Source organism: Flavobacterium rarum (SeqCode) (assembly GCF_965234445.1).
In the GTDB taxonomy this organism is placed as follows: Bacteria; Bacteroidota; Bacteroidia; order Flavobacteriales; family Flavobacteriaceae; genus Flavobacterium; species Flavobacterium rarum.
In genome coordinates this window covers 18,033-39,073 of sequence record NZ_OZ248502.1, presented here as the reverse complement: position 1 = coordinate 39,073, position 21,041 = coordinate 18,033, and the positions used below count along the sequence as shown (strand labels likewise).

Sequence of the window (21,041 nt, the reverse complement as noted above, 5' to 3'; positions counted from 1 at the left end):
TTTAAGCAGGATCCAAAGAGCAATAACTTATCTGCAATTTTTCTTCTTATACTGCAAGGTTTTATATAAACTTGTAGGTATAAATGTCAATGATAAGATACCTACAAGATCCAGAAAAAGACCTTGCAGGAATAGTAAGCAACATAATTTATCTGCAAATTGGTTTTAGTGTATTAACTGGATTCTAAATATAAAAAAAAATGGAAAATTCAAAACAAACTAACTTGCATAAAGCAAATGAAACGGAACCTTATCTACTATCGGATTATCCTGAAAGTGAAGACATCTATAACCAATTTCATAAAGAGTCGGATATAAATCCAGAGGATATTTCTAAAATGAAAGAAAATCTAAAAATCCAACCTTTTGAAAAAAGGAACGAGAAAGATTTCAAGGATGATAAAACAGGAGATGATTTAGATATTCCAGGGGCTGAATTGGATGACGATCAAGAAGCAATTGGTTCTGAAGATGAAGAAAATGATTACTACAGTTTGGGCGGAGACGATCATAACGATTTGGAAGAAGACATTCCAGAATAAACGATAATTGCATACAGTATAAATTATTAAAAATAGGAATTATGAATATTAAAAGAATCTTTGGTGCATTATTAACGGCTCTCGGAATAGGCGGTCTTATTTATGATGCGGTTATATTTACAAATACATCTGGTAGCGACAGAGACATTAGATCTCTAGTAATTTATGGTATTTTGGGTACGGTTTTCTTCATTGCTGGAATTAGTTTGATACGCACTACGAAAGATGAGTCTTAGATTTATGCGGTGCAATCTAAAAACTTTTTCAAAATATAGTTGCTAACGCAAATCAAGAGTTAAAAATTTATTTTTTGTGCCGTTAGGTACTAAATATTGGTAGTTAATTAAAATTGTAATGGTTTCAATTTCCCGTAGGGACTAAACATTTTTACATAATTTGATATAAATAGGGATTGGTTAGTCCCTACGGGACAAAAAAGCAGGTGAAATTATTTTTCTACCAATATTTAGTGTCAAACGGCACATTTGAGTCCTTGATTCGCATTAGTAAAAAGTATTAAAAAAATTCTTCATTTTATTTCAATAATTCACAAATAGTTTACAGTTTTTATATTTAGATAAGCATCAAGAACATACTGTCTAGGTGCTCCGGTAGGAATTTCAAAACTAACAATTTCTTCTTTACTAATCACTTCTAGATACATCACTAGCGCTCTCAGACTATTGCCGTGAGCAACTATCAAAACATTTTGCCCCGCTTTAAGTTTTGGTTCTATTTCTTTTTTATAATAAGGAACAACTCTTTCATAAGTGTCGGCTAAACTTTCGCCTTCTGGGGGACGAATATCATAACTTCTTCTCCAAATTTCTACTTGTTCAGCGCCGTATTTGTTGGCAATTTTATCTTTATTCTGTCCTTGTAAACTTCCATATTTTCTTTCATTTAATGCTTCATCAGCAATAATAGATATTTTGGTTTGGTGAATAACTTTCAATATTATTTCTAAAGATTCCTGTGCTCGTTTAAGAACCGAAGTATATGCAATATTGTATGTGAAATTTCTCAATTTTACACCAGCTTTTTCGGCTTCTTCTTTTCCTAAAGCAGTGAGTTCGACATCGCAATTTCCAGTAAATCGGTTTTCAAAATTATAGGTCGACTGTCCGTGCCGAATAAGCGTCAATATTGCCATAATTCATTTTTTATTAAATTTTTTAAACCAAAATACTAGGAAATCTAATCGAGAATTCAACACTCTAATATCGGGGAAATTATGTTATAAAGCAGGATAAATCAATTCTATTTATAATTATAAAATATTGATTATAAGTTAAATACCGATAAATATTTATCTGTAAATTCTATAACTATTATCAAAAGTTATGTAACCCAATTTCACACCTTAGTTATCACCTTTGTATAACAACGATTTCAGTATTCGGATGATCCAAATCAGAGAATCAAAACAAATAATTGAAAAAAACAAGAAATTATGGAACCACAAATTGGAATTAGCAAGCAGAATTTACAAAAAAGCATTGATTTTCTATCTTCCATTTTGGCAGATGAAATGACATTATACATTAAAATAAGAAAATTTCATTGGAATGTTTCGGGTAATAGTTTTATGGAATTGCATAAATTATTTGAAAACCAATACAAACAATTGGAAGCCTCAATAGATGAAATTGCAGAACGCATCAGTAAATTGGGAGGCAAAACAATTGGAACTATGAAAGAGTTTTCGGAACTGACAAGACTCAAAGAAAATCCTAATAAATATCCCTCACAAAAAGATATGATTTTGGAATTACTAGAAGATCAAGAAACTGTAATTGTGCAATTACGTGAAGATATTAAAGTATGTTCTGAAGAAAACAGAGATGCAGGTACAGCCGATTTTATGACTGGATTAATGCAAGATCATGAAACAATGGCCTGGATATTGAGGCGTTATCTGAGTTAAAAAAAATTGAAACACTAAAAATTATGATGATGTTTAAAGCAGAAAAAGAATTAATATCTAGTTCCAAAAGTCATTGCAAAGTGGGTAAAATTTTTACTCCAAAAAACGGTGTAGGCGATTCATGTGCTGTGCAAATTGATTTTAAAACTGAAGCTTTTAAAAAATCTAATATTCAGTTTACAAAAAGAGTACGAACACTTTAAGTCCAAAAATGTTTTTCTATATATAAAATATAAATTGTTTTTTAATTGCAAAAGTACAATCTGAATTTGGCAAATAGAGAAATGCAGTTTATAAAACAGACAAACTTACTTCTGTTTTTGTAAAAGAGTAGCTTTGGTCTATTGAATTGATTATAAAGAGTTGTATCTCTAAAATGTAAAGAGTTTTAAAAAATAAATAATTGCAATTCGAGTGTTTTTTTGTTGGAAATTTTCCTCAAGAAAACATTCGAATTTATATTTTGGATAATTCACCACCAATAAAAATTTTTTAATATAAAAGAAAAATGACCACCTCCTCCACTACTATTGCAAAAAAAATATTTTTAATTTTTTTGATTATTACTGCTTTGTATTACGGACAAGTTTTTTTGATGCCTTTTGTAATTGGAGGAATTTTGGCAACACTCTTTTTACCTTTTTGCAATTGGATGGAAAAAAAGAAAATTCCAAAAGGATTGGCGGTGTTTTTGTGCTTTTTTGCATTAGCACTTTTTGTTTTGGGTTTAATTGCACTACTTAGTTGGAAAATATCCGAAGTAATGAATGATATTGCTCTTCTGAAAGAAAAAGCGGTAGATACTGTAGCCTATATTCAAAAATACATTTTTAACCATTTTGATATTTCAATTGAAGAACAATCCAAAATTTTGAAGGAAGAAAAACCTTCATATTCTAGTATGATGCAAATGATATTGAGCTCTTTGGCAACCATCTTGACCAACTTAGTTTTGGTCACGGCTTATTTTTTGTTTTTATTGTATTATCGTTCCCATATTAAACAATTTATTTTAAAACTTACAGCGATTTCAGAACAAAAAGCGATGGAACTAATCATTCATAAAATTGCAAATGTATCGCAACAATATTTGGTAGGACTTTCAAAAATGATTGTTTGTTTATGGATTATGTATTTTCTGGGTTTTAGTTTTATTGGCTTGGAAAATGCATTCTTTTTTGCTCTTCTTTGTGGATTCCTTGAAATAATTCCATTTGTAGGCAACCTCACAGGTACCGTACTTACTGTCTTGATTGCCGGTATGCATGGTGGAAATCTAACACTTTTGGGAGGTATTGTTCTTACATACGGAATTGTACAATTCATACAAGGCTGGTTACTCGAACCTTTGATGCTTGGACCTCAAGTAAAAATTAATCCGTTGTTTACCATTATTGCATTGGTATTGGGTGAACTCCTCTGGGGAATTCCCGGAATTATTTTGGCAATACCATTAACTGCCATGCTCAAAATTTTATGTGATCACATTGAATCATTGAAACCTTATGGTTTTTTGATAGGAGAACTTGAAGCTACAAAATCAACAAATTCTAGTTTTATAAAAAAAATTAAAAGGTTTGTAGGGAATCATTTGAACTACAAACCATAACTAAAATTACACCTTAATTTTTATCTACAACCAACGTAATTTGGTTTTCCATTAATTTTGGCGAAGACGCATTTTTTTATATATAAATAATTGAATTATAGTTAATTAAAAATAATAAAGTGTAAATCATATAACTAATTGTAAAAATTATGTAATTACTTAACCTTATTTGTTAATGACCTTTGGTTTAATATTTAAACAATAACAAAATGAAAAAATTTATATTGGTATGTACCTGCTTGGCATTTACATTTAGTTACTCCGGAGAAACAAAAGATTTTAAAAGCAATATTGATTTGTTTGATGGTGTAATTTCCTGTAACCGAGAATTAGGAATGGTATTTTATAAAACGGATACAACAATTTATGGAAATGGAAGTTTTAGAGCAACATTTATAGAATTAAAAAAAGATTCGGATAATGATGGTGTTGCTGATAAGAACGATAAATGTCCTGGAACTCCAGCAGGTGTAGCAGTAGATAAAACGGGCTGTCCGTTGGATAAAGACTTAGATGGTATTGCCGATTATCTGGATAAATGTCCAGATGTATTTGGTTTAGGAACCTTGAATGGATGTCCAGATAGAGATATTGATGGTGTTGCCGATGCTAAAGATCGTTGCCCAGATATTGCAGGAACCCTAGCTTTAATGGGATGCCCCGATGTTGATAATGATGGTGTAGCAGATATTGATGATAAATGTGCAAATACAACTGCAGGATACAAAGTAGATGCAACAGGATGTCCTTTGGATACAGATAAAGATGGTTTGGCCAATGAAATGGATATGTGTCCTGATGCATTTGGACCACCAGCGTTAAAAGGTTGTCCAGATACTGACGGAGATGGTGTTGCCGATACTATTGACCGTTGCCCTACCGAAAAGGGTAATATTGTAGACAAGGGTTGTCCAACATTTGCAGAAGCTGATGCCAGAAAAGTAGCGGATATAGCAGGTAAACTTTTCTTTGAAAATGATAGTGATGCCTTAAAAATATCATCTTATGTGGAGCTTGATTATTTGGTGGCTATTTTAAATCGATACAATGGAACCTTTTTGCAAATAGAAGGTCATACAGATAGTAATGCTGGTGAAAAACACAACATCGACTTATCTCGTGAACGTGCCGTTTCTGTAAGAGCCTACTTGATAAGTAAAGGTATTTCTGGAGACCGATTGTCTGCTACAGGATTTGGTTATACAAAACCAATTGCTAATAATAAAACAGCTTCTGGCCGAGCCAAAAACAGAAGAGTCGAATTGAAAACGTCTTATTTGAAAGAGTAAATTAATTGGTTGTTAGTTCACTTTAAAGCCGAGGCTGTTGCAGAACAGTCTCGGCTTTTTATTTTATAAAATTGAAAAAAAATGGAACAAATGATTGCCAATAAAATTAAACGCAAAGTTGTTTGAATTAGATTATGTCGCTGTTTAACCCAGAATCCGCATTAGACTTCGTAGCGAAGCTGAATTATTCAATAAAAGCAAGAGCTCACGGACTATTTTTAAAGATGTAATACTTTTGTATTTTGAATTTAAAAATAGGAGAACCAAGCGAAGCGTATCTTGAACTCCAAAATAAAATATGCAATAGTGAAAAAAGCTCTTGGTTTTGAAGAAGAATTCAGATGCAGTAGATTTCTAATGCGGAATCTGGGTTTAATTGAATTAAGGTGTGAATGATGCAACTATTAACAAAAGTTTTGTAACTCAAACATTCGATTTGTGAATGACCTTTGACTAAATAATTAAACAAAAACACAAAATGAAAAAATTACTATTTTTATGTACGTGCTTAGCATTTACATTCATTACGAATGCACAAACCGAAGATCGAAAATGGAATATTGGTTTATCTGGTGGTGCAACACAGTATAACGGAGATTTGGGAAATGACTTTTACAAAACCGATATGACGTTTTATGGAGTTGGAGGTTTGTCTGTTTCGAGATATTTAGGAAAATATTTTGATTTGAACTTAGCCGCAAACAAAGGAACTGTAGCTTACAACCGACCTGATGGTTATTTCAACAGTGAGTTTTCATCATTGGCATTGAATCTAAAAATTAATTTTTTAAATCCAGAATATGTGGTAAGACCTTATGTTTTTGGAGGTTTGGGAGTGATGCTTTTTGACAAAAAACTAGATGTCAACAGTAAAAAAATTGATTATCTATTGCCTACAGCGGGTGGTGGATTAACTTTTAAATTGAGTCCAGTTGTGATGCTTAATGTACAAGAAACATTCATGTTTACAGATGGAGATGACAGAGATGGTGTTTCTGGAGGAAGCAATGATGCTTTTTTGATGCATACTGTGGGATTGTCTTTCAACTTAGGAGAAAAAAAAGATGCTGATAATGATGGTGTTTCAGATAGAAATGACAAATGTCCAGACACACCAGCAGGTATAGCAGTAGACAAAAATGGTTGTCCTCTTGACAAAGACAAAGATGGTGTTGCCGATTATCAAGATGAATGTCCAGATGTTGCGGGCTTAGCTACTTTGAATGGTTGTCCAGACAGAGACAATGATGGTGTGGCCGATGCTAAAGACCGTTGTCCTGATGTTGCTGGACCAGTTGCTTTGAAAGGTTGTCCAGATTCAGACAATGACGGTGTTGCAGACATCGATGATAAATGCCCAAACACAATTGCTGGTTATAAAGTCGATGCCGCAGGATGTCCATTGGATAATGACAAAGATGGAGTAGTTAATAATGAAGATCGTTGTCCTGATGTTGCTGGACCAGTAGCCCTAAAAGGTTGTCCAGATTCTGATGGAGATGGTGTTGCCGATATTGATGACCGTTGTCCTACCGTAAAAGGAACAATTGCAAACAAAGGATGTCCAGATATAACGCCACAAGATGTAAAAAGAATTGCTTATATCGCGGGTAAAATTTTCTTCGAAAATGCTAGCGCGAAGTTAAAAGGTTCGTCTTTTATTGAATTGAATGAGTTAGTTTTAATCTTAAACCGTTATAGTGGAACCAATTTGCTGATTGAAGGCCATACTGATTATAATGGTAGTGATACATACAACTTAAATTTATCACAAAAACGAATGGATTCTGTGAAAAATTATTTAGAAAGTAAAGGTATTAATAGTGACAGATTGACAGCTATTGGATATGGTGAAAGCAAACCAATTGCAAGTAATAAAACTTCATTGGGTCGTGCCAAAAACAGAAGGGTTGAGTTGAAAACAACGTATTAAAGAGTGCATTTTATTGGTTTGAATTCACTCTAAAAAAGGGAGGTTGTTGCAATATACAACCTCTTTTTTTTGTTTAAGAAAATGCAATGCTAAAATGCAAAAATTAGCACTCAAAGAATGAATTATTAAAAGTGTTCAAAATCTCCAAATCTGTGAATTGTATAACTTTTTAAATTAAAATTGTAATCCCTTTTTACTTTATAAACAGACCTTTACACTTCAAATAAATAGTGGGTTAGTTACAAAAATAATTATACCACAAAAGCATTTTAAATATAATATTCAAAAATAAAGTTTCGTTTTTTAATAAAAGGTAGGTTTGGGTGAAGGGGGCTGTTGGAAACGACAGCCCTTTTCTATTGAAAAAAAATGCTATAACAAAAAAACTAAAACACAAAACGCAAACACTTGATAATCTGTAAATAATATAACTTATTCGAAAAGTATTACAACTCTTTTGGACATAAAAAAATGACCTTTATGATTCTAATTTTTATGAAATAAGTCAAATACACTATCATGATAACTGTAAAAAAAGAAGGTATTCTAATTCAAAAAACAGAACTCGTTTTTGAGAACGAAGGAGTTCTAAATCCTGCGGTACTAAAAGAAGGGGAATATGTACATCTTTTTTATAGGGCTGTAAGTATGGGCAATTATTCTAGCATTGGGTATTGCAAGCTCAAAGGGCCACTAACCGTTGAAACTAGACTTACGGCTCCTGTAATTGTTTCTGAATTTGATTATGAATCTCATGGTGTTGAAGATCCTAGAATTGTAAAAATTGATGATACCTACTACCTATCGTATACTGCTTTTGATGGTGTAAATGCTCTGGGAGCTCTTGCTATATCTACAGATTTGGTAAACTGGGAGAAAAAAGGAATAGTTGTACCTCAAATTACTTACGATGAATTTGATGTTCTAACTACAAACAACAAAAGAATTAATGAAAAATACTCCCGATACAACAAACATGAAGTACTAACCGTAGAACAAGATAAAAAAGTATTACTGTGGGATAAAAACATCATTTTATTTCCAAGGAAAATTGATGACCAATTTGTTTTTCTGCATCGCATCAAACCAGATATTCAAATTGTAGTAAGTGTAAAAACTTTAGAAGAATTAAACGCTCAATTTTGGGCTAACTACTTTACACATTTTGATGAATGCATTGTTATGAAACCCAAATACGATCATGAAGCCAGTTATATTGGTGGAGGCTGTCCTCCTATCGAAACAGAACTGGGTTGGCTCATTATCTATCACGGTGTTCAAGATACTATTAAAGGGTATGTCTATTCTGCATGTGCTGCCTTATTGGATTTAAAAAAACCGATGAAGGAAATTGCCCGACTACCCTATCCCCTTTTTAAACCTGAATTAATTTGGGAATTAAAAAGTGAAGTTAATAATGTTTGTTTTCCAAGTGGAACTGCATTATTTGATGATACACTTTATATCTATTATGGAGCTGCCGACGAACGCATAGGCACCGCTTCTATGAGTATATCCGAATTATTAAAAGAACTAATGCTTAATACTGAAAAAAATGAGAAATAGAATCACCACACAAAGCCCAAATATTCTTTCGGCAAGGATATTAAAAACAGAGTTTAATACCGCAGTTTCCAACCATTTAATTTCTGAAACAACAGTAAAACTTCCTGAAATATTGTTTATGACCACTTTCCCTCCAAGAGAATGTGGCATTGCAACTTATTCGCAAGATTTGATTTTATCTCTAAAAAATAAATTCAAAAATTCGTTCAATATTAAAATTTGTGCATTGGAATCGGATACCGAAAAACATCACTATGACGAACCTATAAAATACATACTCAACACGGATGAGCCAAATGCTTTTTATAATTTATCCGAAAAGATCAATGCCAGTATTTCGATTCAAATGGTATTACTGCAACATGAATTTGGGCTTTTTAGAAATAATGAAGCTAATTTGATAGAATTTTTATATAAAATTAATAAACCTGCCATAATTGTATTTCACACTGTATTACCTAATCCAGACAGTTCATTTAAAGTAAATGTACAGGTTATAGCACAACAAGCTCATTCTATAATTGTGATGACCCATTCGGCCTCGCGAATTTTGACTAAAGATTATGGAGTTGATCCTGAAAAAATAACTGTAATAGCACACGGAACCCATTTGGTACCGCACTCTGACAAAGAACTTTTAAAAGCGGAATACAATTTGTCAGGAAAAAAAGTGCTTTCCACTTTTGGACTATTGGGTTCTGGAAAAAGTATTGAAACAACACTTGATGCCATGCCAAGCATTATAAAAGAAAACGAAGATGTAGTGTTTTTAATAATTGGAAAAACACATCCGTCTGTTAAAAAGCAAGAAGGTGAAAAATACAGAACGATGTTGGAAACAAAAATTAAAACTTTACAACTTGAAAATCATGTTTTGTTTGTCAATTCTTTTTTACCATTACCCCAACTTTTAGACTTTTTGCAGCTTACAGATATTTATTTGTTTACGTCAAAAGATCCAAATCAGGCTGTAAGTGGTACATTTTCTTATGCATTAAGCTCTGGTTGCCCCATTATATCCACTCCAATTCCCCACGCAAACGAAGTCTTGAGTGATGGAGCCGGAATCATAATCGAGTTTGGAAATTCCAAACAATTGGCCAAAGAAGTCAATCATTTATTATTGGACAATAAATTAAGAAAAAATATGGGTAACAACGGATTGCACAAAATTGCCCCTACCGCTTGGGAAAATTCTGCCATTGCTCATGCTTTATTATTTGAACAAATAGGAAACAAAAAATTGAACTTAGAATATAAAATTCCTGAAATCAATCTTGATCACATTAAAAAACTAACAACTGATTTTGGTATGATCCAATTTTCTATTATCAATCAGCCCGACTTAGATTCTGGATACACGGTTGATGACAATGCCCGAGCGATGGTAGCTATATGTGAACATTATGAATTGACAAAAGACAAAACAGATTTAGAGTACATCAAAATCTATTTAGATTTCATTGCCTCCTGTTTGCAAGACAATGGTTCATTTCTAAACTATGTAGACGAAGATGGTGATTTTACCGAGCAAAACAAGGAAACCAACCTGGAAGATTCCAATGGGAGAGCCATTTGGTCATTGGGATATTTGATTTCATTAGGAACAATTTTGCCAACAGCTCTGATTGAAAAAGCGAAATCAACCTTAGATCGAGCAACCGTTAATGTAACTGAAATTCATTCGACTCGAGCAATGGCTTTTATAATCAAAGGGCTTTATTACGCCAATACTAAAGTAAAATCATCTCAATACACAGCAATTATAAAAAAATTAGCCTATAGAATGATCGAAATGTACAAACACGAATCCAATCCCAATTGGAATTGGTTTGAAAGTTATTTGACTTATGGAAACAGTATTTTGCCCGAAGCAATGCTTTGCGCTTATTTGAGTACAGGTGATACCATTTACAAAGCAGTGGCAAAAACTTCATTTGATTTTCTTTTGGAAAAAATTTTTGAAAACAACAGCATCAAAGTTGTATCCAACAAAGGATGGTTACAAAAAGACGACAAAGTCAATAAACAAGTAATCGGAGGCGAACAACCTATTGATGTGGCTTATACCATTTTGGCATTAAGCAAATTTGCTATAGCTTTTGAAGATCTGGAATATGAACGTAAAATGAAGATTGCTTTTAGTTGGTTTTTGGGCAATAACCATTTGCATCAAATCATTTACAACCCTTGTACTGGTGGCTGTTATGACGGGTTAGAAGACACTTATATCAATTTAAATCAGGGAGCAGAATCTACAGTAAGTTATTTAATGGCTCGACTAACAATCGAAAAAAATAAGAGAAGATCTTTCAAATTGCACACGTCAAATTTACCGAATAAAGAATTTTTCTTAAAATTAAATCATAAAAAAAGTATTGATCTAATATGTGAATAATATAAGATTTTTCGAAAGTTATGGAACACTTTTTTTTACTAAAGTACAAACCTTTGTCTATTGAAAATTTAGTCTTTTATATTTAAAAATAACCAAACTTAATTTGAATTTTATGAATACAAAAAAATCAATCGATGCTTTAAATTTATTTATTGCCATCAACAACAATAGATTTGAAAGTTATCTCACGGCATCAATAGAAACTAATGATATGGATTAGATGATGTTGTTTGATAATTTTCAGGAAAAAACTAGAATATGCAAAGCCGAATTGATTTCTGAAGTTCAAAAATTAGGAGGAAGACCAAAAAAGGATTCAATCATAATGAAGTCCATTTCTAGAATTTGGAACAAATTAAAATCAAGATTTAACACTAATGACCGAGAAGATATCTTAAATCGTTGTGAATATGATGCTGATGTCACCTTCAATAAATTCAAAAAAGTGTTGAGTAACAATATAGAACATCTTACTGAAAAGCATCAATACCTATTAAAAGCGCATCATCAATGCATAAAGAAAGACCATGATACTCTAAAAGGTTTAGGAGATCTGCTGGTGATCTGTAGAAAATTCAACTTGGAAACTTAATGAGTAATTTTCAAGAATTAGATTTTATAAAATCAACTGTACAATTATATTTTTAAAACCATGAATAGCTCTATAAATATCATAAAAGTATCTATGGCAAAATCTTATTTGAAAAATATTTTTGAAGAGATTGGCAAAGCAACACTATTTACAATTCGTTTTTTTAAAGAAGTTGTAAAACCTCCATTTGAATTCAAAGAATTTTTATGGCAATGTTATGCCATCGGATACAAATCTTTGCCTCTTGTGAGTATCACCGGTTTTATAATGGGTTTGGTACTTACAATCCAAACCCGACCAACAATGGCCAAGTTTGGCGCCGAATCCTGGTTGCCAAGTATGGTTGGACTTTCACTAATACGAGAAATTGTACCGGTAATTACTGCCTTAATTTGTGCCGGAAAAATAGCTTCTGGTATAGGAGCCGAATTGGGTTCCATGAAAGTAACAGAACAAATTGATGCTATGGAAGTTTCGGCTATAAATCCATACAAATACTTGGTGGTATCCCGAATTCTGGCCACCACAATTATGATTCCTATTTTAGTGATTTACGCCGATTTTATCGGAATTTTTGGTGGCTACATCGGTTACAATATTCATGAAAACATGGGGATTTACCGATATTTCTCCAATGTATTAGAACATCTGGAGTTTTTGGACATTTTACCAGCTGTATTAAAAACTTTTTTCTTTGGTTTTGCAATTGGTTTAATAGGCTGTTACAAAGGATTTAATGCCGAAAATGGAACCGAAAGTGTTGGAAAGGCTGCAAACACTGCAGTAGTTACTGCCTCTTTAACCATCTTTATCATTGATATGGTTGCTGTACAAATAACCGACTTATTTTATTAAAACCATGATACAGGCCAAACCATTGAAAGATAAAAAAGTAGCAATAAATACATCGGAAACAATCATAGAATTGAAGAATGTATGCAAAGCTTTTGGAGAAAATGATGTTCTAAAAGGGGTCTCCCTTACCGTAAAAAAAGGAGAAGGATTGGTGATTTTAGGACGTTCAGGTTCTGGAAAATCAATCACCATAAAATGCTTGGTGGGTTTGGTTCCTGCCGATGAAGGTGAAATCAATATTTTTGGCACTGATATTACAAAATTAAATACTACAGCATTAAATGAAATCCGGGTGCGTATCGGTTTTCTGTTTCAAAATGGTGCGTTGTATGATTCGATGACAGTTCGACAGAATTTGGAATTTACGTTACAACACCATTCCCCAGATGCAAAATCCTCCGAAGTGGACAAAGCCATTCTTGAAGCTTTGGAAAGTGTTGGACTGGAAGAAGCTATTGACAAAATGCCATCCGAATTATCAGGAGGAATGCGAAAAAGAATTGGTCTTGCCAGAACACTTATCATTAAACCCGAAATCATTTTGTACGACGAGCCCACTTCAGGATTGGATGCTATCACCGCTAGAGAAATTAGCGATTTGATATTATTTGTTCAAAAAAAATACAAAACAACATCTATTATTATCACTCATGATATGGCCTGTGCAAAATTAACAGGCAATCGAATCATGATTTTGAATGATGGAGTCATAGGTGCAGAAGGCTCTTATGAAGATTTAGAAAAAAGTAAAGACAAATGGGTTCGTTCTTTTTTCATTTAATGAAACAACTATCCCACACTTAAAATAAAACAATAAAATTTGTCACAGATTAAAAAAAAACCAAAGATTATCTTCTAATGCGTCAAAAAAATCAGTGTTAATCTTTTTAATCTGTGGCAAAAAAAATACTCAAATTATGTATAAAGAATCAGGGTTTACATGGAAATTAGGAATGTTTGTAACAATTGGATTGATTCTCTTTGTTGGCACCATATACTTTGTTGGAAAACAGAAAAATTTATTTGGATCTACTTTTACCTTAAAATCTCAATTTAAAACAGTAACTGGACTAAAAATCGGAAATAATGTTCGATTCTCAGGTATAAATGTAGGAACCGTTAGCGAGATTGAACTCCTTACCGATTCGGCAGTTGTGGTAAAATTAGTTATAAAAGAAGAGGTAAGACATTTTATAAAAACAGATGCCAAAGCCAGTATTGGTTCTGATGGTTTAATGGGAGACAAAGTACTAACCATATCACCAGGAACAACATCCAAAAGTGCTGTAAAAGACAATGCCACAATTGCATCTCTAAGTGCTATCGAAATTGAAGATATTATGAAAGGAGTAAAAACCACGGTAGATAATGCGGCCGTAATTACGGATCAGCTTGCTGAATTTAGCTACAAAATAAATAACGGAAAAGGAACTTTGTCCAAATTGTTAATGGATGAACAAATGGGAGATAAACTAAATGCCACAATGACAAATTTGGAAAAAGGAACCAAAGGTTTTAATGAAAATATGGAAGCTGCAAAACACAACTTTTTGCTGAAAGGGTATTTCAATAAAAAAGAAAAAGCAGCTGCCAAAAAGAAAGAAGAAAAAGAAAAAGAAATTCAAAAAGTAAAGGATTTAAAAGCTAAATCAGATAATCCGTGAATTATGAAACCTTTATAAGTAATAGTATAACATAATTATTGAGGTTCTGTTTCACCTTTGTAGTATAAAATTTAAAAGGAGAATGTTTTCTCGATCCTCTTCAAAATGAATAGGAATAAAAATATTTAAAAATGAAAAAAATGAAAATAGTAAAACTAATTACCCTAGCCCTATTCCTTTTTGCCTCGACAACAAATCACGCACAAGTGTCTATAAATGTTAATTTTGGAACACCTCCACAATGGGGCCCAGTTGGCTACTCTGAAGTATCATACTACTATCTACCAGATGTACAATCCTATTATGATATTCGTGCCGAACAGTTCATCTTTTTGAACAATGGAGTTTGGATCAGATCTCATAATTTACCAAATCGTTATAGAAACTATAACTTATATAATGGGTATAAAGTAGTTTTAAATGATTACCACGGATCAAGACCTTATGGACATTACAAAGAACACAAAGTCAAATATTACAAAGGGTATAATAAAGGTCACCAAGAAAATTATCGATCTGCATCCAATCATGACAATGGAAATCATGATAATGGAAATCATGGAAAAGGAAACAAAGGACATAAAAAAGATAAAGATTAGTTTCTAATGCTATGAAATTGCCATTAACAACTAGTTTGTTGCAAACAAACACAAATATAATCTAGATATGAAATCCGAAAAAGAACTCAACCAAAAAATATTGAAGACAACAATGCTTATTCGAAAGGAATATCCAGAGTTATCAAAATATCTACTAGAAATGCCAGAAACCATTCCAGATGTTAAAAACCCTGAAATGAACACAAAAGTATTGAAAGACTATTTGAGTTCCTTAAAAGAAATTCTGGATAAATATGCTCCAAATCACAAAATTGATATTTCATAATTTTATAAATAAAAAATGAAAACAGAAAAAAAATTAGGCATTTGGATGGATCATTCAATCGCTCATATCATAGAATTTGATGTTCAATGGAAAGAATTAAAAACCATTGATTCCAATTTTACACATCAAGATAAAGTAGAAAGCCTTGTCAAAAGTGAATCATTAATGCACAACAAAGAACAACAATTGCAGACAGAATATTATAAAAATCTCGAAGCTGTTATCTTGAATTATAATGAAGTACTCCTTTTTGGTGCTACTAATGCAAAAACAGAGCTATTTAATAAAGTGCGAAAAGACCATCACTTTGACACTATAGAAATTACAGTCAAAGAAGCAGATAAAATGAGTGATCCAGAAAGAATCAGTTATGTTTCTGATTATTTCAAGACTTCAAAAGCATAATGTTATAAAAAAATAAATTTTAGACAACGGGAACGTTTTGTTGAAAATTTAAAATAAGCCCTGCTATTAAATTGGCAGGGCTTTTATATTATTTACAATATTGAAGCTATTCGAGCATTATTATTTAGTCATTAAGATGCTAAGTTAAAAACCTCGTATATTAATTCTCTTTTTTGAGGTTGTCATCATCGTGAGTACGATCTGCCTAATAATCAAAAATTAGAAACTTAGAAACTACAAAACTGGATAAAATAAAATAATCATGAACAAAATATACAATCATACCGAAAATCTTTTCGAAAAATTAGTTTCGATTGCAACCACAATATTAGGGAATTCAATTTCATTTCTAATAGCATTATGCTTAGTACTTTTTTGGTGGATCAATAGTTTATTTATTTACAATGACATTCATCTTATTATTGGTGACATCATTTTTGGGTTTACTTTCTTGAGTCTATTTGTTATTCAAAAATCCTTCAATCGGTTTTCTGCTTCTTTGCATTTAAAAATAAACGAATTGGTTTCATCACATGAACCTGCAAGCAATTCGGTCATGAATGCAGAAATTAAAACAGAAAGAGAAATTACAGAATTATCCAAAGAGTATTCTGAACTGGCTGAACAAATCAAAGAATTGGATGAAGATTTAAAAGGTGGATTTAATTGCGAACTGGATAAAGCTTTGGATGACGAAGAAAATCATATCAAAGAATGAAAACAATAAAATTAACGAATCAAAAACTGTAAATGATGCAACTCTTTGCAAGAATATTGTAACTCTTTTAATTCAAATCTGCCCCATCTTTGTAGTGTTGTGAAACTACTTTCACACTTAATAATAACAAAATGAATACAACAGAGCTAGAAGGAAATTGGGACGAACAAAAAGGGAAATTGAAACAAAAATTTGCTGCCTTAACTGATAATGATTTATTATTCGCCGAAGGTAAAAAAGAAGAAATGATGGGTAAACTCCAAATCAAATTGGGTAAAACCAAAGAGGAACTCTACAAAATTATTCAAGCACTTTAAAATAGTGATTGGAGATTGTATCCATTTAATTTATAAAAATATAAATGGATACAATTTTTACAAAAAAACGTAAAAACCATAAATAGTTTACATATGAAAAAATCAATTTTTACCCTTGCAGTTGCCACTTTTGTAATTGGATCTTCCATTACAAGTTGCAAACCAAATACCGAAAAGGTTCAAGATGCACAAGAAAATGTTGACAGTGCAAAAGTTGCCGTAACAGAAGCCGAAGACGATTTGGATCAAGCCAAAAGAGTGGCAACTGCCGAAGAATGGCAACAATTCAAAGAAGATACAAATGCAAAAATTGAAGAAAACAATGCTCAAATAGCCGAGCTGAAATTGAAAATTAAAAAAACGGGTAAAGACATTGATAAAACGTACCAAAAAAATATCGATACAATGGAACAAAAAAATAAGGAACTTAAAGTCAAAATTGATTCTTACAAAAATGATGTCGACAGTGATTGGAACTCTTTCAAAAGAGAATTTAATCATGATATGGATGAACTTGGTCAAAGTTTAAAAGACTTTACCGTGAACAATAAAAATTAAAATAAATAAGTTACGTCGTTGTAATAGTGATGATTGCAACCAAATATTAATAATTTAAAAAAAAATAAAATCATGAGCAATCTTCTTTACACAGTAGCAGTAATATTAGTTATTTTTTGGGCAATTGGATTTTTTGCATACAGTGCAGGTTCTATAATACACATACTGCTAGTAATTGCATTAATAGCTGTAATATTAAGAATAATTCAAGGCAGAAAAATTTTATAACATTAAAAACACAAAAAAATGAAAGCAAATAAAATAGCATTAGGAGTTTTGGGTGGAATTGCCGCTGGAGCTGCATTAGGAATATTGTTTGCTCCTGCAAAAGGAGTTGATACCAGAAAAAAAATTCAACAAAAAGGCAATGATTGTGCCGATGATTTGAAAAATAAATTGGATAATATATCTGGTGTATTAAAAGACAATTATGAAAAAATGGTTCAAGAGGGTAAAAACCGTTTTGCCGATGGAAAATCAAAATTTGAGGAAGTTAAAAATGAAATTAAAAACGAAAGTGTTTAATTTTTGAATAGTAAAACAATAACAGTAGTGAAATTTTTTATAAAGATAAAACCACAATCAACTAAATTTTAATCTTTTGCAACTATTGCTTTAGATGTATCGTTTGTTTGTGTTTTTTATTAGGCTCTCAAATTATTTTCATTATTGTTGTTGTTTTTTTTATACATAAATCAGTGTAAACTATTTTTAAGATATGAATTGTATCTTCATAGTATACCATTTGTATTTACGCGAATTAAGAGTTAAAATCTATTTTTTTGTGCCGTTAGGCGCTAAATATTGGTAGTTAATTAAATTTGTAATGTTCTCAATGTCCCGTAGGGACTATACGTTTTTCATAATTATATATAAATAGTGATTGTTTAGTCCCTACGGGACAAAAAAGCAGCTGAAATTATTTTTCTATCAATATTTAGTGCCTAACGGCACATTTGAACCCTTAATTCGCATTATTTATTAAATAGTCCAATAGCAAGTGGTATTATGCCGATATAGTATAAAAATAGTCCATTTTTTCGGATTGTATTGACCCGATCGATAGCGAACAGGCGAAGCAATACATAATCGGTACTGCATTTTATGAATTTAAATTTCAAAAACAACAAATTTGATGGATGCAATTAATAAAAATGAAATGATAAAGACTAATGAAAAATTGATAATTCAAAATCAACAGATTGAAAAAAGGGTTGCAAAATTGATTATTGACAATCAAAAAATTATAAGTCAAAATGATGAAAATGAAAAACAAATTACAAGATTAAAAAACATTAATAAAGAATTGATTTTTCACTATCAAGCAAACAAAAAATGTAATGAAGAGTTGACTATTACTCATAATGAGCTTCTCTCGAAAAATAAAGAAAACAAAAAACTAAGTGAGTTAGTTTCTAAATCAAATGAAAAACTAAAAAAAGTCCAAGAAACTCAAAAAGAATATATAGAAGGACTGGAGTCTATTTTGTTTATGACATCCCATCGAATAAGACAACCTATTGCAAATATTTTGGGATTATCGTATTTACTGAATGATTCCAAAAACTCAAAAGAAGAAATTAAAGTTTTCATAGAATTCATTAAACAGTCTTCTTTGATACTTGACGTTTATACTCAAGAATTATCTTCTTATACTTTTGACCTTAAGAAAAAATTATACGAAAAAAACAAAAAACTATAATCCTTCAAACAAGAAGTAGAAAAAGCCAAATTGTACAAAAGCAATTTGGCTTTTTTTATGCAAATGATTTAACCCAGAATCCGTATTAGACTTCGTCACGAAACTGAATTATTCAATAAAAGCATGAGCTCACGGACTATTTTTGAAGATGTAATACTTTTGTATTTTGATTTTAAAAATAGGAGTAAGTTCTTGGTTTTGAAGAAGAATTCAGATGCAGTAGATTTCTAATGCGGAATCTGGGTTTAATACTCCATATTTGTAAAACTGCATACAGCGAATTATACAACTAAAAGCTTGAATTCTATAACGAGCATTTGAGGCTATCAATTCATCTTTGCTGTATAAATAACCTAATACATAAAAAAATGAATACTAAAAAAATAGTCTCGATAATTGCAATAGCACTTGTCTTTATAATTACTGGATGCTCAAAAGATGATGCGCAAGAAACAATTGGTTTATCTCCAATGGTACTATCTGCAAATCCTGAAAATGGAACTCTAAATGTTCCATTGGACAAAAACATATCGGTGGTTTTTGACCAAGACATGAAAAACGCTACTATTGATGCAACATCTTTCACTTTACAAGGAACCGCAGTTGTTGCAGGAACAGTTTCCGTAAGCGGAAAAACAGCTACGTTTAGCCCAACAGCTCCTCTTACAGCAAATACTACCTATACAGCAACGATTAAAACAACTGTTCAAAATGCATTTGGTCAAGCTTTAGAGGCCAACTATATTTGGACATTTAGTACTGGTACAACTTTAAATCCAATGGTATTATCAACAGATCCAATCGATAAAGCAACCGATGTAGTACTAAATAAAGTAATTGTTGCAAATTTTAATATGCCAATGGATCAAACTACCTTAAACTCAAACTCCTTTACAATTAAACAAGGAACAACAGTTATTGCAGGAAGTGTTTCATACGAAGGAACAGCAACTTATTTTAAACCAAATGTTTCTTTACAAGCAAATACAGTATATACAGCAACAATAACAACAGAAGTCAAAAACATTCAAGGTACGGCATTGAATTCAAATTATATTTGGACGTTTACAACAGGTGCTACAACTGCCCCGACGATCGTTTCCACTGATCCTTTAGACAAAGCAAAGGCAACCCCTATTAACAAATCGATTTCAGCAACTTTTAATATCGCTATTGATCCTAAGAGTGTCAATGATAAAACATTTACCGTAAAAAATGGAACTACACTTCTGACTGGAAATGTTACTTACTCAGGTACAACAGCCACTTTTGATCCAAGTACTGATCTATTGCCTGGTACAACTTACACGGCAACAATTTCAGGCGCCAAAAACTTAGCAGGTATAGCTATTGCCAATGATTACGTTTGGAATTTCAGTACAAGTTCATCATTAGTTGGTAACACCGTAAATCTTGGATCTTCAGAAAGATTTGGTATTCTTGCAGGCGTTGGAGTAAGCAATAATGCTGGTTTTAGTGAAATAAGAAACATGGATGTAGGTATTTATCCTGGTGTACGTTCATCGGTTACAGGATTTCCGCCTGCAATCATTGTTGAAGGAGCTATTTATGCATCTGATGATATTGCTCCTCCAGGAATAGGAGCTATGCTAATAAAAGCCAAACAAGATTTAACAAACGCCTATCTTTTTGCCGAAGGAGCATCTACTCCAGCACCTGCAACAGTATCTGGTGATCAAGGAGGAAAAACATTGGCTCCTGGTATTTACAAATCGACCTCTACCCTCTTAATTCAATCTGGAGATTTAACACTTGATGCGCAAGGTGATGCAAATGCAGTTTGGATTTTTCAAGTAGCATCCGATTTTACAACTGTAGGTGGAGCTGGTGGAAATGTAATACTAAGCGGTGGCGCTCAAGCAAAAAATATCTTTTGGCAAGTGGGCAGATCTGCAACTATTGGAAACTATACTATATTCAAAGGAAATATATTGGCCTTGACTTCTATAACAATGAATTCACACGCCACTGTACAAGGAAGAATGTTGGCTAGAAATGGTGCTATCGTTATGACGCACACTAACATAATCTCCAAACCATAACATTTTTAATTATAAAGT

The 21,041-nt window shown here is 32.0% G+C and carries 24 protein-coding genes; 23 read left to right on the top strand and 1 reads right to left on the bottom strand.

Going from position 1 to position 21,041, the window contains the following annotated elements; all coding sequences use genetic code 11:
* Positions 1 to 200: 200 nt before the first annotated feature.
* The gene (locus tag AC8GF4_RS12655) at positions 201 to 542 is read left to right on the top strand and encodes a hypothetical protein (protein WP_506595131.1); all 342 of its coding nucleotides are present in this window, start codon (positions 201 to 203) and stop codon (positions 540 to 542) included.
* A 41-nt stretch (positions 543 to 583) separates the two neighbouring features.
* Entirely contained in the window at positions 584 to 778 is a 195-nt protein-coding gene (locus AC8GF4_RS12650) for a hypothetical protein (protein WP_506595129.1), read from the top strand.
* Positions 779 to 1,089: 311 nt separating this feature from the next.
* Here AC8GF4_RS12650 and AC8GF4_RS12645 read toward each other — a convergent pair whose 3' ends face one another.
* The gene (locus tag AC8GF4_RS12645) at positions 1,090 to 1,695 is read right to left on the bottom strand and encodes a 2,3-bisphosphoglycerate-dependent phosphoglycerate mutase (RefSeq protein WP_506595128.1); all 606 of its coding nucleotides are present in this window, start codon (positions 1,693 to 1,695) and stop codon (positions 1,090 to 1,092) included.
* 300 nt (positions 1,696 to 1,995) lie between these two features.
* Between AC8GF4_RS12645 and AC8GF4_RS12640 the strand changes: the two genes are divergently transcribed.
* The 21 genes from AC8GF4_RS12640 (at position 1,996) to AC8GF4_RS12540 (ending at position 21,023) form a co-directional block, all read left to right on the top strand.
* Entirely contained in the window at positions 1,996 to 2,469 is a 474-nt protein-coding gene (locus AC8GF4_RS12640; protein WP_506595127.1) for a Dps family protein, read from the top strand.
* A 23-nt stretch (positions 2,470 to 2,492) separates the two neighbouring features.
* A complete protein-coding gene (locus AC8GF4_RS12635) occupies positions 2,493 to 2,672 on the top strand; it encodes a hypothetical protein (RefSeq protein WP_506595125.1) in 180 nt (59 codons plus the stop codon).
* A gap of 305 nt (positions 2,673 to 2,977) precedes the next feature.
* Complete coding sequence (locus AC8GF4_RS12630; RefSeq protein WP_506595123.1) at positions 2,978 to 4,078, top strand: AI-2E family transporter; 1,101 nt, start codon at positions 2,978 to 2,980, stop codon at positions 4,076 to 4,078.
* 209 nt (positions 4,079 to 4,287) lie between these two features.
* A complete protein-coding gene (locus AC8GF4_RS12625) occupies positions 4,288 to 5,367 on the top strand; it encodes an OmpA family protein (protein WP_506595121.1) in 1,080 nt (359 codons plus the stop codon).
* Between the two features lie 478 nt (positions 5,368 to 5,845).
* On the top strand, positions 5,846 to 7,300 hold the full coding sequence (locus AC8GF4_RS12620; RefSeq protein WP_506595119.1) for an OmpA family protein: 1,455 nt from the start codon (positions 5,846 to 5,848) through the stop codon (positions 7,298 to 7,300).
* A gap of 519 nt (positions 7,301 to 7,819) precedes the next feature.
* Entirely contained in the window at positions 7,820 to 8,866 is a 1,047-nt protein-coding gene (locus AC8GF4_RS12615; protein WP_506595118.1) for a glycoside hydrolase family 130 protein, read from the top strand.
* Complete coding sequence (locus AC8GF4_RS12610) at positions 8,856 to 11,264, top strand: glycosyltransferase (protein WP_506595117.1); 2,409 nt, start codon at positions 8,856 to 8,858, stop codon at positions 11,262 to 11,264. The genes AC8GF4_RS12615 and AC8GF4_RS12610 overlap by 11 nt, the downstream gene beginning before the upstream one ends.
* A 220-nt stretch (positions 11,265 to 11,484) precedes the next feature.
* Positions 11,485 to 11,856: a PA2169 family four-helix-bundle protein gene (locus AC8GF4_RS12605; protein WP_506595116.1), complete on the top strand. Its 372-nt coding sequence runs from the start codon at positions 11,485 to 11,487 to the stop codon at positions 11,854 to 11,856.
* A 60-nt stretch (positions 11,857 to 11,916) separates the two neighbouring features.
* On the top strand, positions 11,917 to 12,711 hold the full coding sequence (locus tag AC8GF4_RS12600; protein WP_506595114.1) for an MlaE family ABC transporter permease: 795 nt from the start codon (positions 11,917 to 11,919) through the stop codon (positions 12,709 to 12,711).
* Positions 12,712 to 12,715: 4 nt separating this feature from the next.
* The gene (locus AC8GF4_RS12595; RefSeq protein WP_506595113.1) at positions 12,716 to 13,492 is read left to right on the top strand and encodes an ABC transporter ATP-binding protein; all 777 of its coding nucleotides are present in this window, start codon (positions 12,716 to 12,718) and stop codon (positions 13,490 to 13,492) included.
* Positions 13,493 to 13,628: 136 nt separating this feature from the next.
* Positions 13,629 to 14,375: an MlaD family protein gene (locus AC8GF4_RS12590; RefSeq protein WP_506595111.1), complete on the top strand. Its 747-nt coding sequence runs from the start codon at positions 13,629 to 13,631 to the stop codon at positions 14,373 to 14,375.
* Between the two features lie 140 nt (positions 14,376 to 14,515).
* Positions 14,516 to 14,974, top strand: coding sequence for a hypothetical protein (locus tag AC8GF4_RS12585; RefSeq protein WP_506595110.1), 459 nt, complete (start codon positions 14,516 to 14,518; stop codon positions 14,972 to 14,974).
* Positions 14,975 to 15,041: 67 nt separating this feature from the next.
* Positions 15,042 to 15,260 carry a hypothetical protein gene (locus tag AC8GF4_RS12580; protein WP_506595109.1) on the top strand — a complete coding sequence of 73 codons (219 nt, stop codon included), beginning with the start codon at positions 15,042 to 15,044 and terminating at the stop codon, positions 15,258 to 15,260.
* 15 nt (positions 15,261 to 15,275) lie between these two features.
* The gene (locus AC8GF4_RS12575; protein ID WP_506595108.1) at positions 15,276 to 15,665 is read left to right on the top strand and encodes a hypothetical protein; all 390 of its coding nucleotides are present in this window, start codon (positions 15,276 to 15,278) and stop codon (positions 15,663 to 15,665) included.
* A 262-nt stretch (positions 15,666 to 15,927) separates the two neighbouring features.
* A complete protein-coding gene (locus AC8GF4_RS12570; RefSeq protein ID WP_506595107.1) occupies positions 15,928 to 16,383 on the top strand; it encodes a low affinity iron permease family protein in 456 nt (151 codons plus the stop codon).
* Between the two features lie 131 nt (positions 16,384 to 16,514).
* Positions 16,515 to 16,700: a CsbD family protein gene (locus AC8GF4_RS12565; RefSeq protein WP_506595105.1), complete on the top strand. Its 186-nt coding sequence runs from the start codon at positions 16,515 to 16,517 to the stop codon at positions 16,698 to 16,700.
* 93 nt (positions 16,701 to 16,793) lie between these two features.
* Positions 16,794 to 17,258, top strand: coding sequence for a sll1863 family stress response protein (locus tag AC8GF4_RS12560; RefSeq protein ID WP_506595104.1), 465 nt, complete (start codon positions 16,794 to 16,796; stop codon positions 17,256 to 17,258).
* A gap of 72 nt (positions 17,259 to 17,330) precedes the next feature.
* Entirely contained in the window at positions 17,331 to 17,486 is a 156-nt protein-coding gene (locus tag AC8GF4_RS12555; protein ID WP_506595103.1) for a lmo0937 family membrane protein, read from the top strand.
* An 18-nt stretch (positions 17,487 to 17,504) separates the two neighbouring features.
* The gene (locus tag AC8GF4_RS12550; RefSeq protein ID WP_506595101.1) at positions 17,505 to 17,783 is read left to right on the top strand and encodes a YtxH domain-containing protein; all 279 of its coding nucleotides are present in this window, start codon (positions 17,505 to 17,507) and stop codon (positions 17,781 to 17,783) included.
* A gap of 610 nt (positions 17,784 to 18,393) precedes the next feature.
* Complete coding sequence (locus tag AC8GF4_RS12545) at positions 18,394 to 18,960, top strand: hypothetical protein (protein ID WP_506595099.1); 567 nt, start codon at positions 18,394 to 18,396, stop codon at positions 18,958 to 18,960.
* A 368-nt stretch (positions 18,961 to 19,328) separates the two neighbouring features.
* Positions 19,329 to 21,023 carry an Ig-like domain-containing protein gene (locus AC8GF4_RS12540; RefSeq protein WP_506595097.1) on the top strand — a complete coding sequence of 565 codons (1,695 nt, stop codon included), beginning with the start codon at positions 19,329 to 19,331 and terminating at the stop codon, positions 21,021 to 21,023.
* The last annotated feature ends 18 nt before the right edge of the window (positions 21,024 to 21,041 follow it).

What these genes read in the sequence shown, in the direction of transcription:
- AC8GF4_RS12655 (WP_506595131.1), top strand. Translation starts at nt 201, where the DNA reads ATGGAAAATTCAAAACAAACTAACTTGCATAAAGCAAATGAAACGGAA.
- AC8GF4_RS12650 (WP_506595129.1), top strand. Translation starts at nt 584, where the DNA reads ATGAATATTAAAAGAATCTTTGGTGCATTATTAACGGCTCTCGGAATA.
- AC8GF4_RS12645 (WP_506595128.1), bottom strand. Translation starts at nt 1,695, where the DNA reads ATGGCAATATTGACGCTTATTCGGCACGGACAGTCGACCTATAATTTT.
- AC8GF4_RS12640 (WP_506595127.1), top strand. Translation starts at nt 1,996, where the DNA reads ATGGAACCACAAATTGGAATTAGCAAGCAGAATTTACAAAAAAGCATT.
- AC8GF4_RS12635 (WP_506595125.1), top strand. Translation starts at nt 2,493, where the DNA reads ATGATGATGTTTAAAGCAGAAAAAGAATTAATATCTAGTTCCAAAAGT.
- AC8GF4_RS12630 (WP_506595123.1), top strand. Translation starts at nt 2,978, where the DNA reads ATGACCACCTCCTCCACTACTATTGCAAAAAAAATATTTTTAATTTTT.
- AC8GF4_RS12625 (WP_506595121.1), top strand. Translation starts at nt 4,288, where the DNA reads ATGAAAAAATTTATATTGGTATGTACCTGCTTGGCATTTACATTTAGT.
- AC8GF4_RS12620 (WP_506595119.1), top strand. Translation starts at nt 5,846, where the DNA reads ATGAAAAAATTACTATTTTTATGTACGTGCTTAGCATTTACATTCATT.
- AC8GF4_RS12615 (WP_506595118.1), top strand. Translation starts at nt 7,820, where the DNA reads ATGATAACTGTAAAAAAAGAAGGTATTCTAATTCAAAAAACAGAACTC.
- AC8GF4_RS12610 (WP_506595117.1), top strand. Translation starts at nt 8,856, where the DNA reads ATGAGAAATAGAATCACCACACAAAGCCCAAATATTCTTTCGGCAAGG.
- AC8GF4_RS12605 (WP_506595116.1), top strand. Translation starts at nt 11,485, where the DNA reads ATGATGTTGTTTGATAATTTTCAGGAAAAAACTAGAATATGCAAAGCC.
- AC8GF4_RS12600 (WP_506595114.1), top strand. Translation starts at nt 11,917, where the DNA reads ATGAATAGCTCTATAAATATCATAAAAGTATCTATGGCAAAATCTTAT.
- AC8GF4_RS12595 (WP_506595113.1), top strand. Translation starts at nt 12,716, where the DNA reads ATGATACAGGCCAAACCATTGAAAGATAAAAAAGTAGCAATAAATACA.
- AC8GF4_RS12590 (WP_506595111.1), top strand. Translation starts at nt 13,629, where the DNA reads ATGTATAAAGAATCAGGGTTTACATGGAAATTAGGAATGTTTGTAACA.
- AC8GF4_RS12585 (WP_506595110.1), top strand. Translation starts at nt 14,516, where the DNA reads ATGAAAATAGTAAAACTAATTACCCTAGCCCTATTCCTTTTTGCCTCG.
- AC8GF4_RS12580 (WP_506595109.1), top strand. Translation starts at nt 15,042, where the DNA reads ATGAAATCCGAAAAAGAACTCAACCAAAAAATATTGAAGACAACAATG.
- AC8GF4_RS12575 (WP_506595108.1), top strand. Translation starts at nt 15,276, where the DNA reads ATGAAAACAGAAAAAAAATTAGGCATTTGGATGGATCATTCAATCGCT.
- AC8GF4_RS12570 (WP_506595107.1), top strand. Translation starts at nt 15,928, where the DNA reads ATGAACAAAATATACAATCATACCGAAAATCTTTTCGAAAAATTAGTT.
- AC8GF4_RS12565 (WP_506595105.1), top strand. Translation starts at nt 16,515, where the DNA reads ATGAATACAACAGAGCTAGAAGGAAATTGGGACGAACAAAAAGGGAAA.
- AC8GF4_RS12560 (WP_506595104.1), top strand. Translation starts at nt 16,794, where the DNA reads ATGAAAAAATCAATTTTTACCCTTGCAGTTGCCACTTTTGTAATTGGA.
- AC8GF4_RS12555 (WP_506595103.1), top strand. Translation starts at nt 17,331, where the DNA reads ATGAGCAATCTTCTTTACACAGTAGCAGTAATATTAGTTATTTTTTGG.
- AC8GF4_RS12550 (WP_506595101.1), top strand. Translation starts at nt 17,505, where the DNA reads ATGAAAGCAAATAAAATAGCATTAGGAGTTTTGGGTGGAATTGCCGCT.
- AC8GF4_RS12545 (WP_506595099.1), top strand. Translation starts at nt 18,394, where the DNA reads ATGGATGCAATTAATAAAAATGAAATGATAAAGACTAATGAAAAATTG.
- AC8GF4_RS12540 (WP_506595097.1), top strand. Translation starts at nt 19,329, where the DNA reads ATGAATACTAAAAAAATAGTCTCGATAATTGCAATAGCACTTGTCTTT.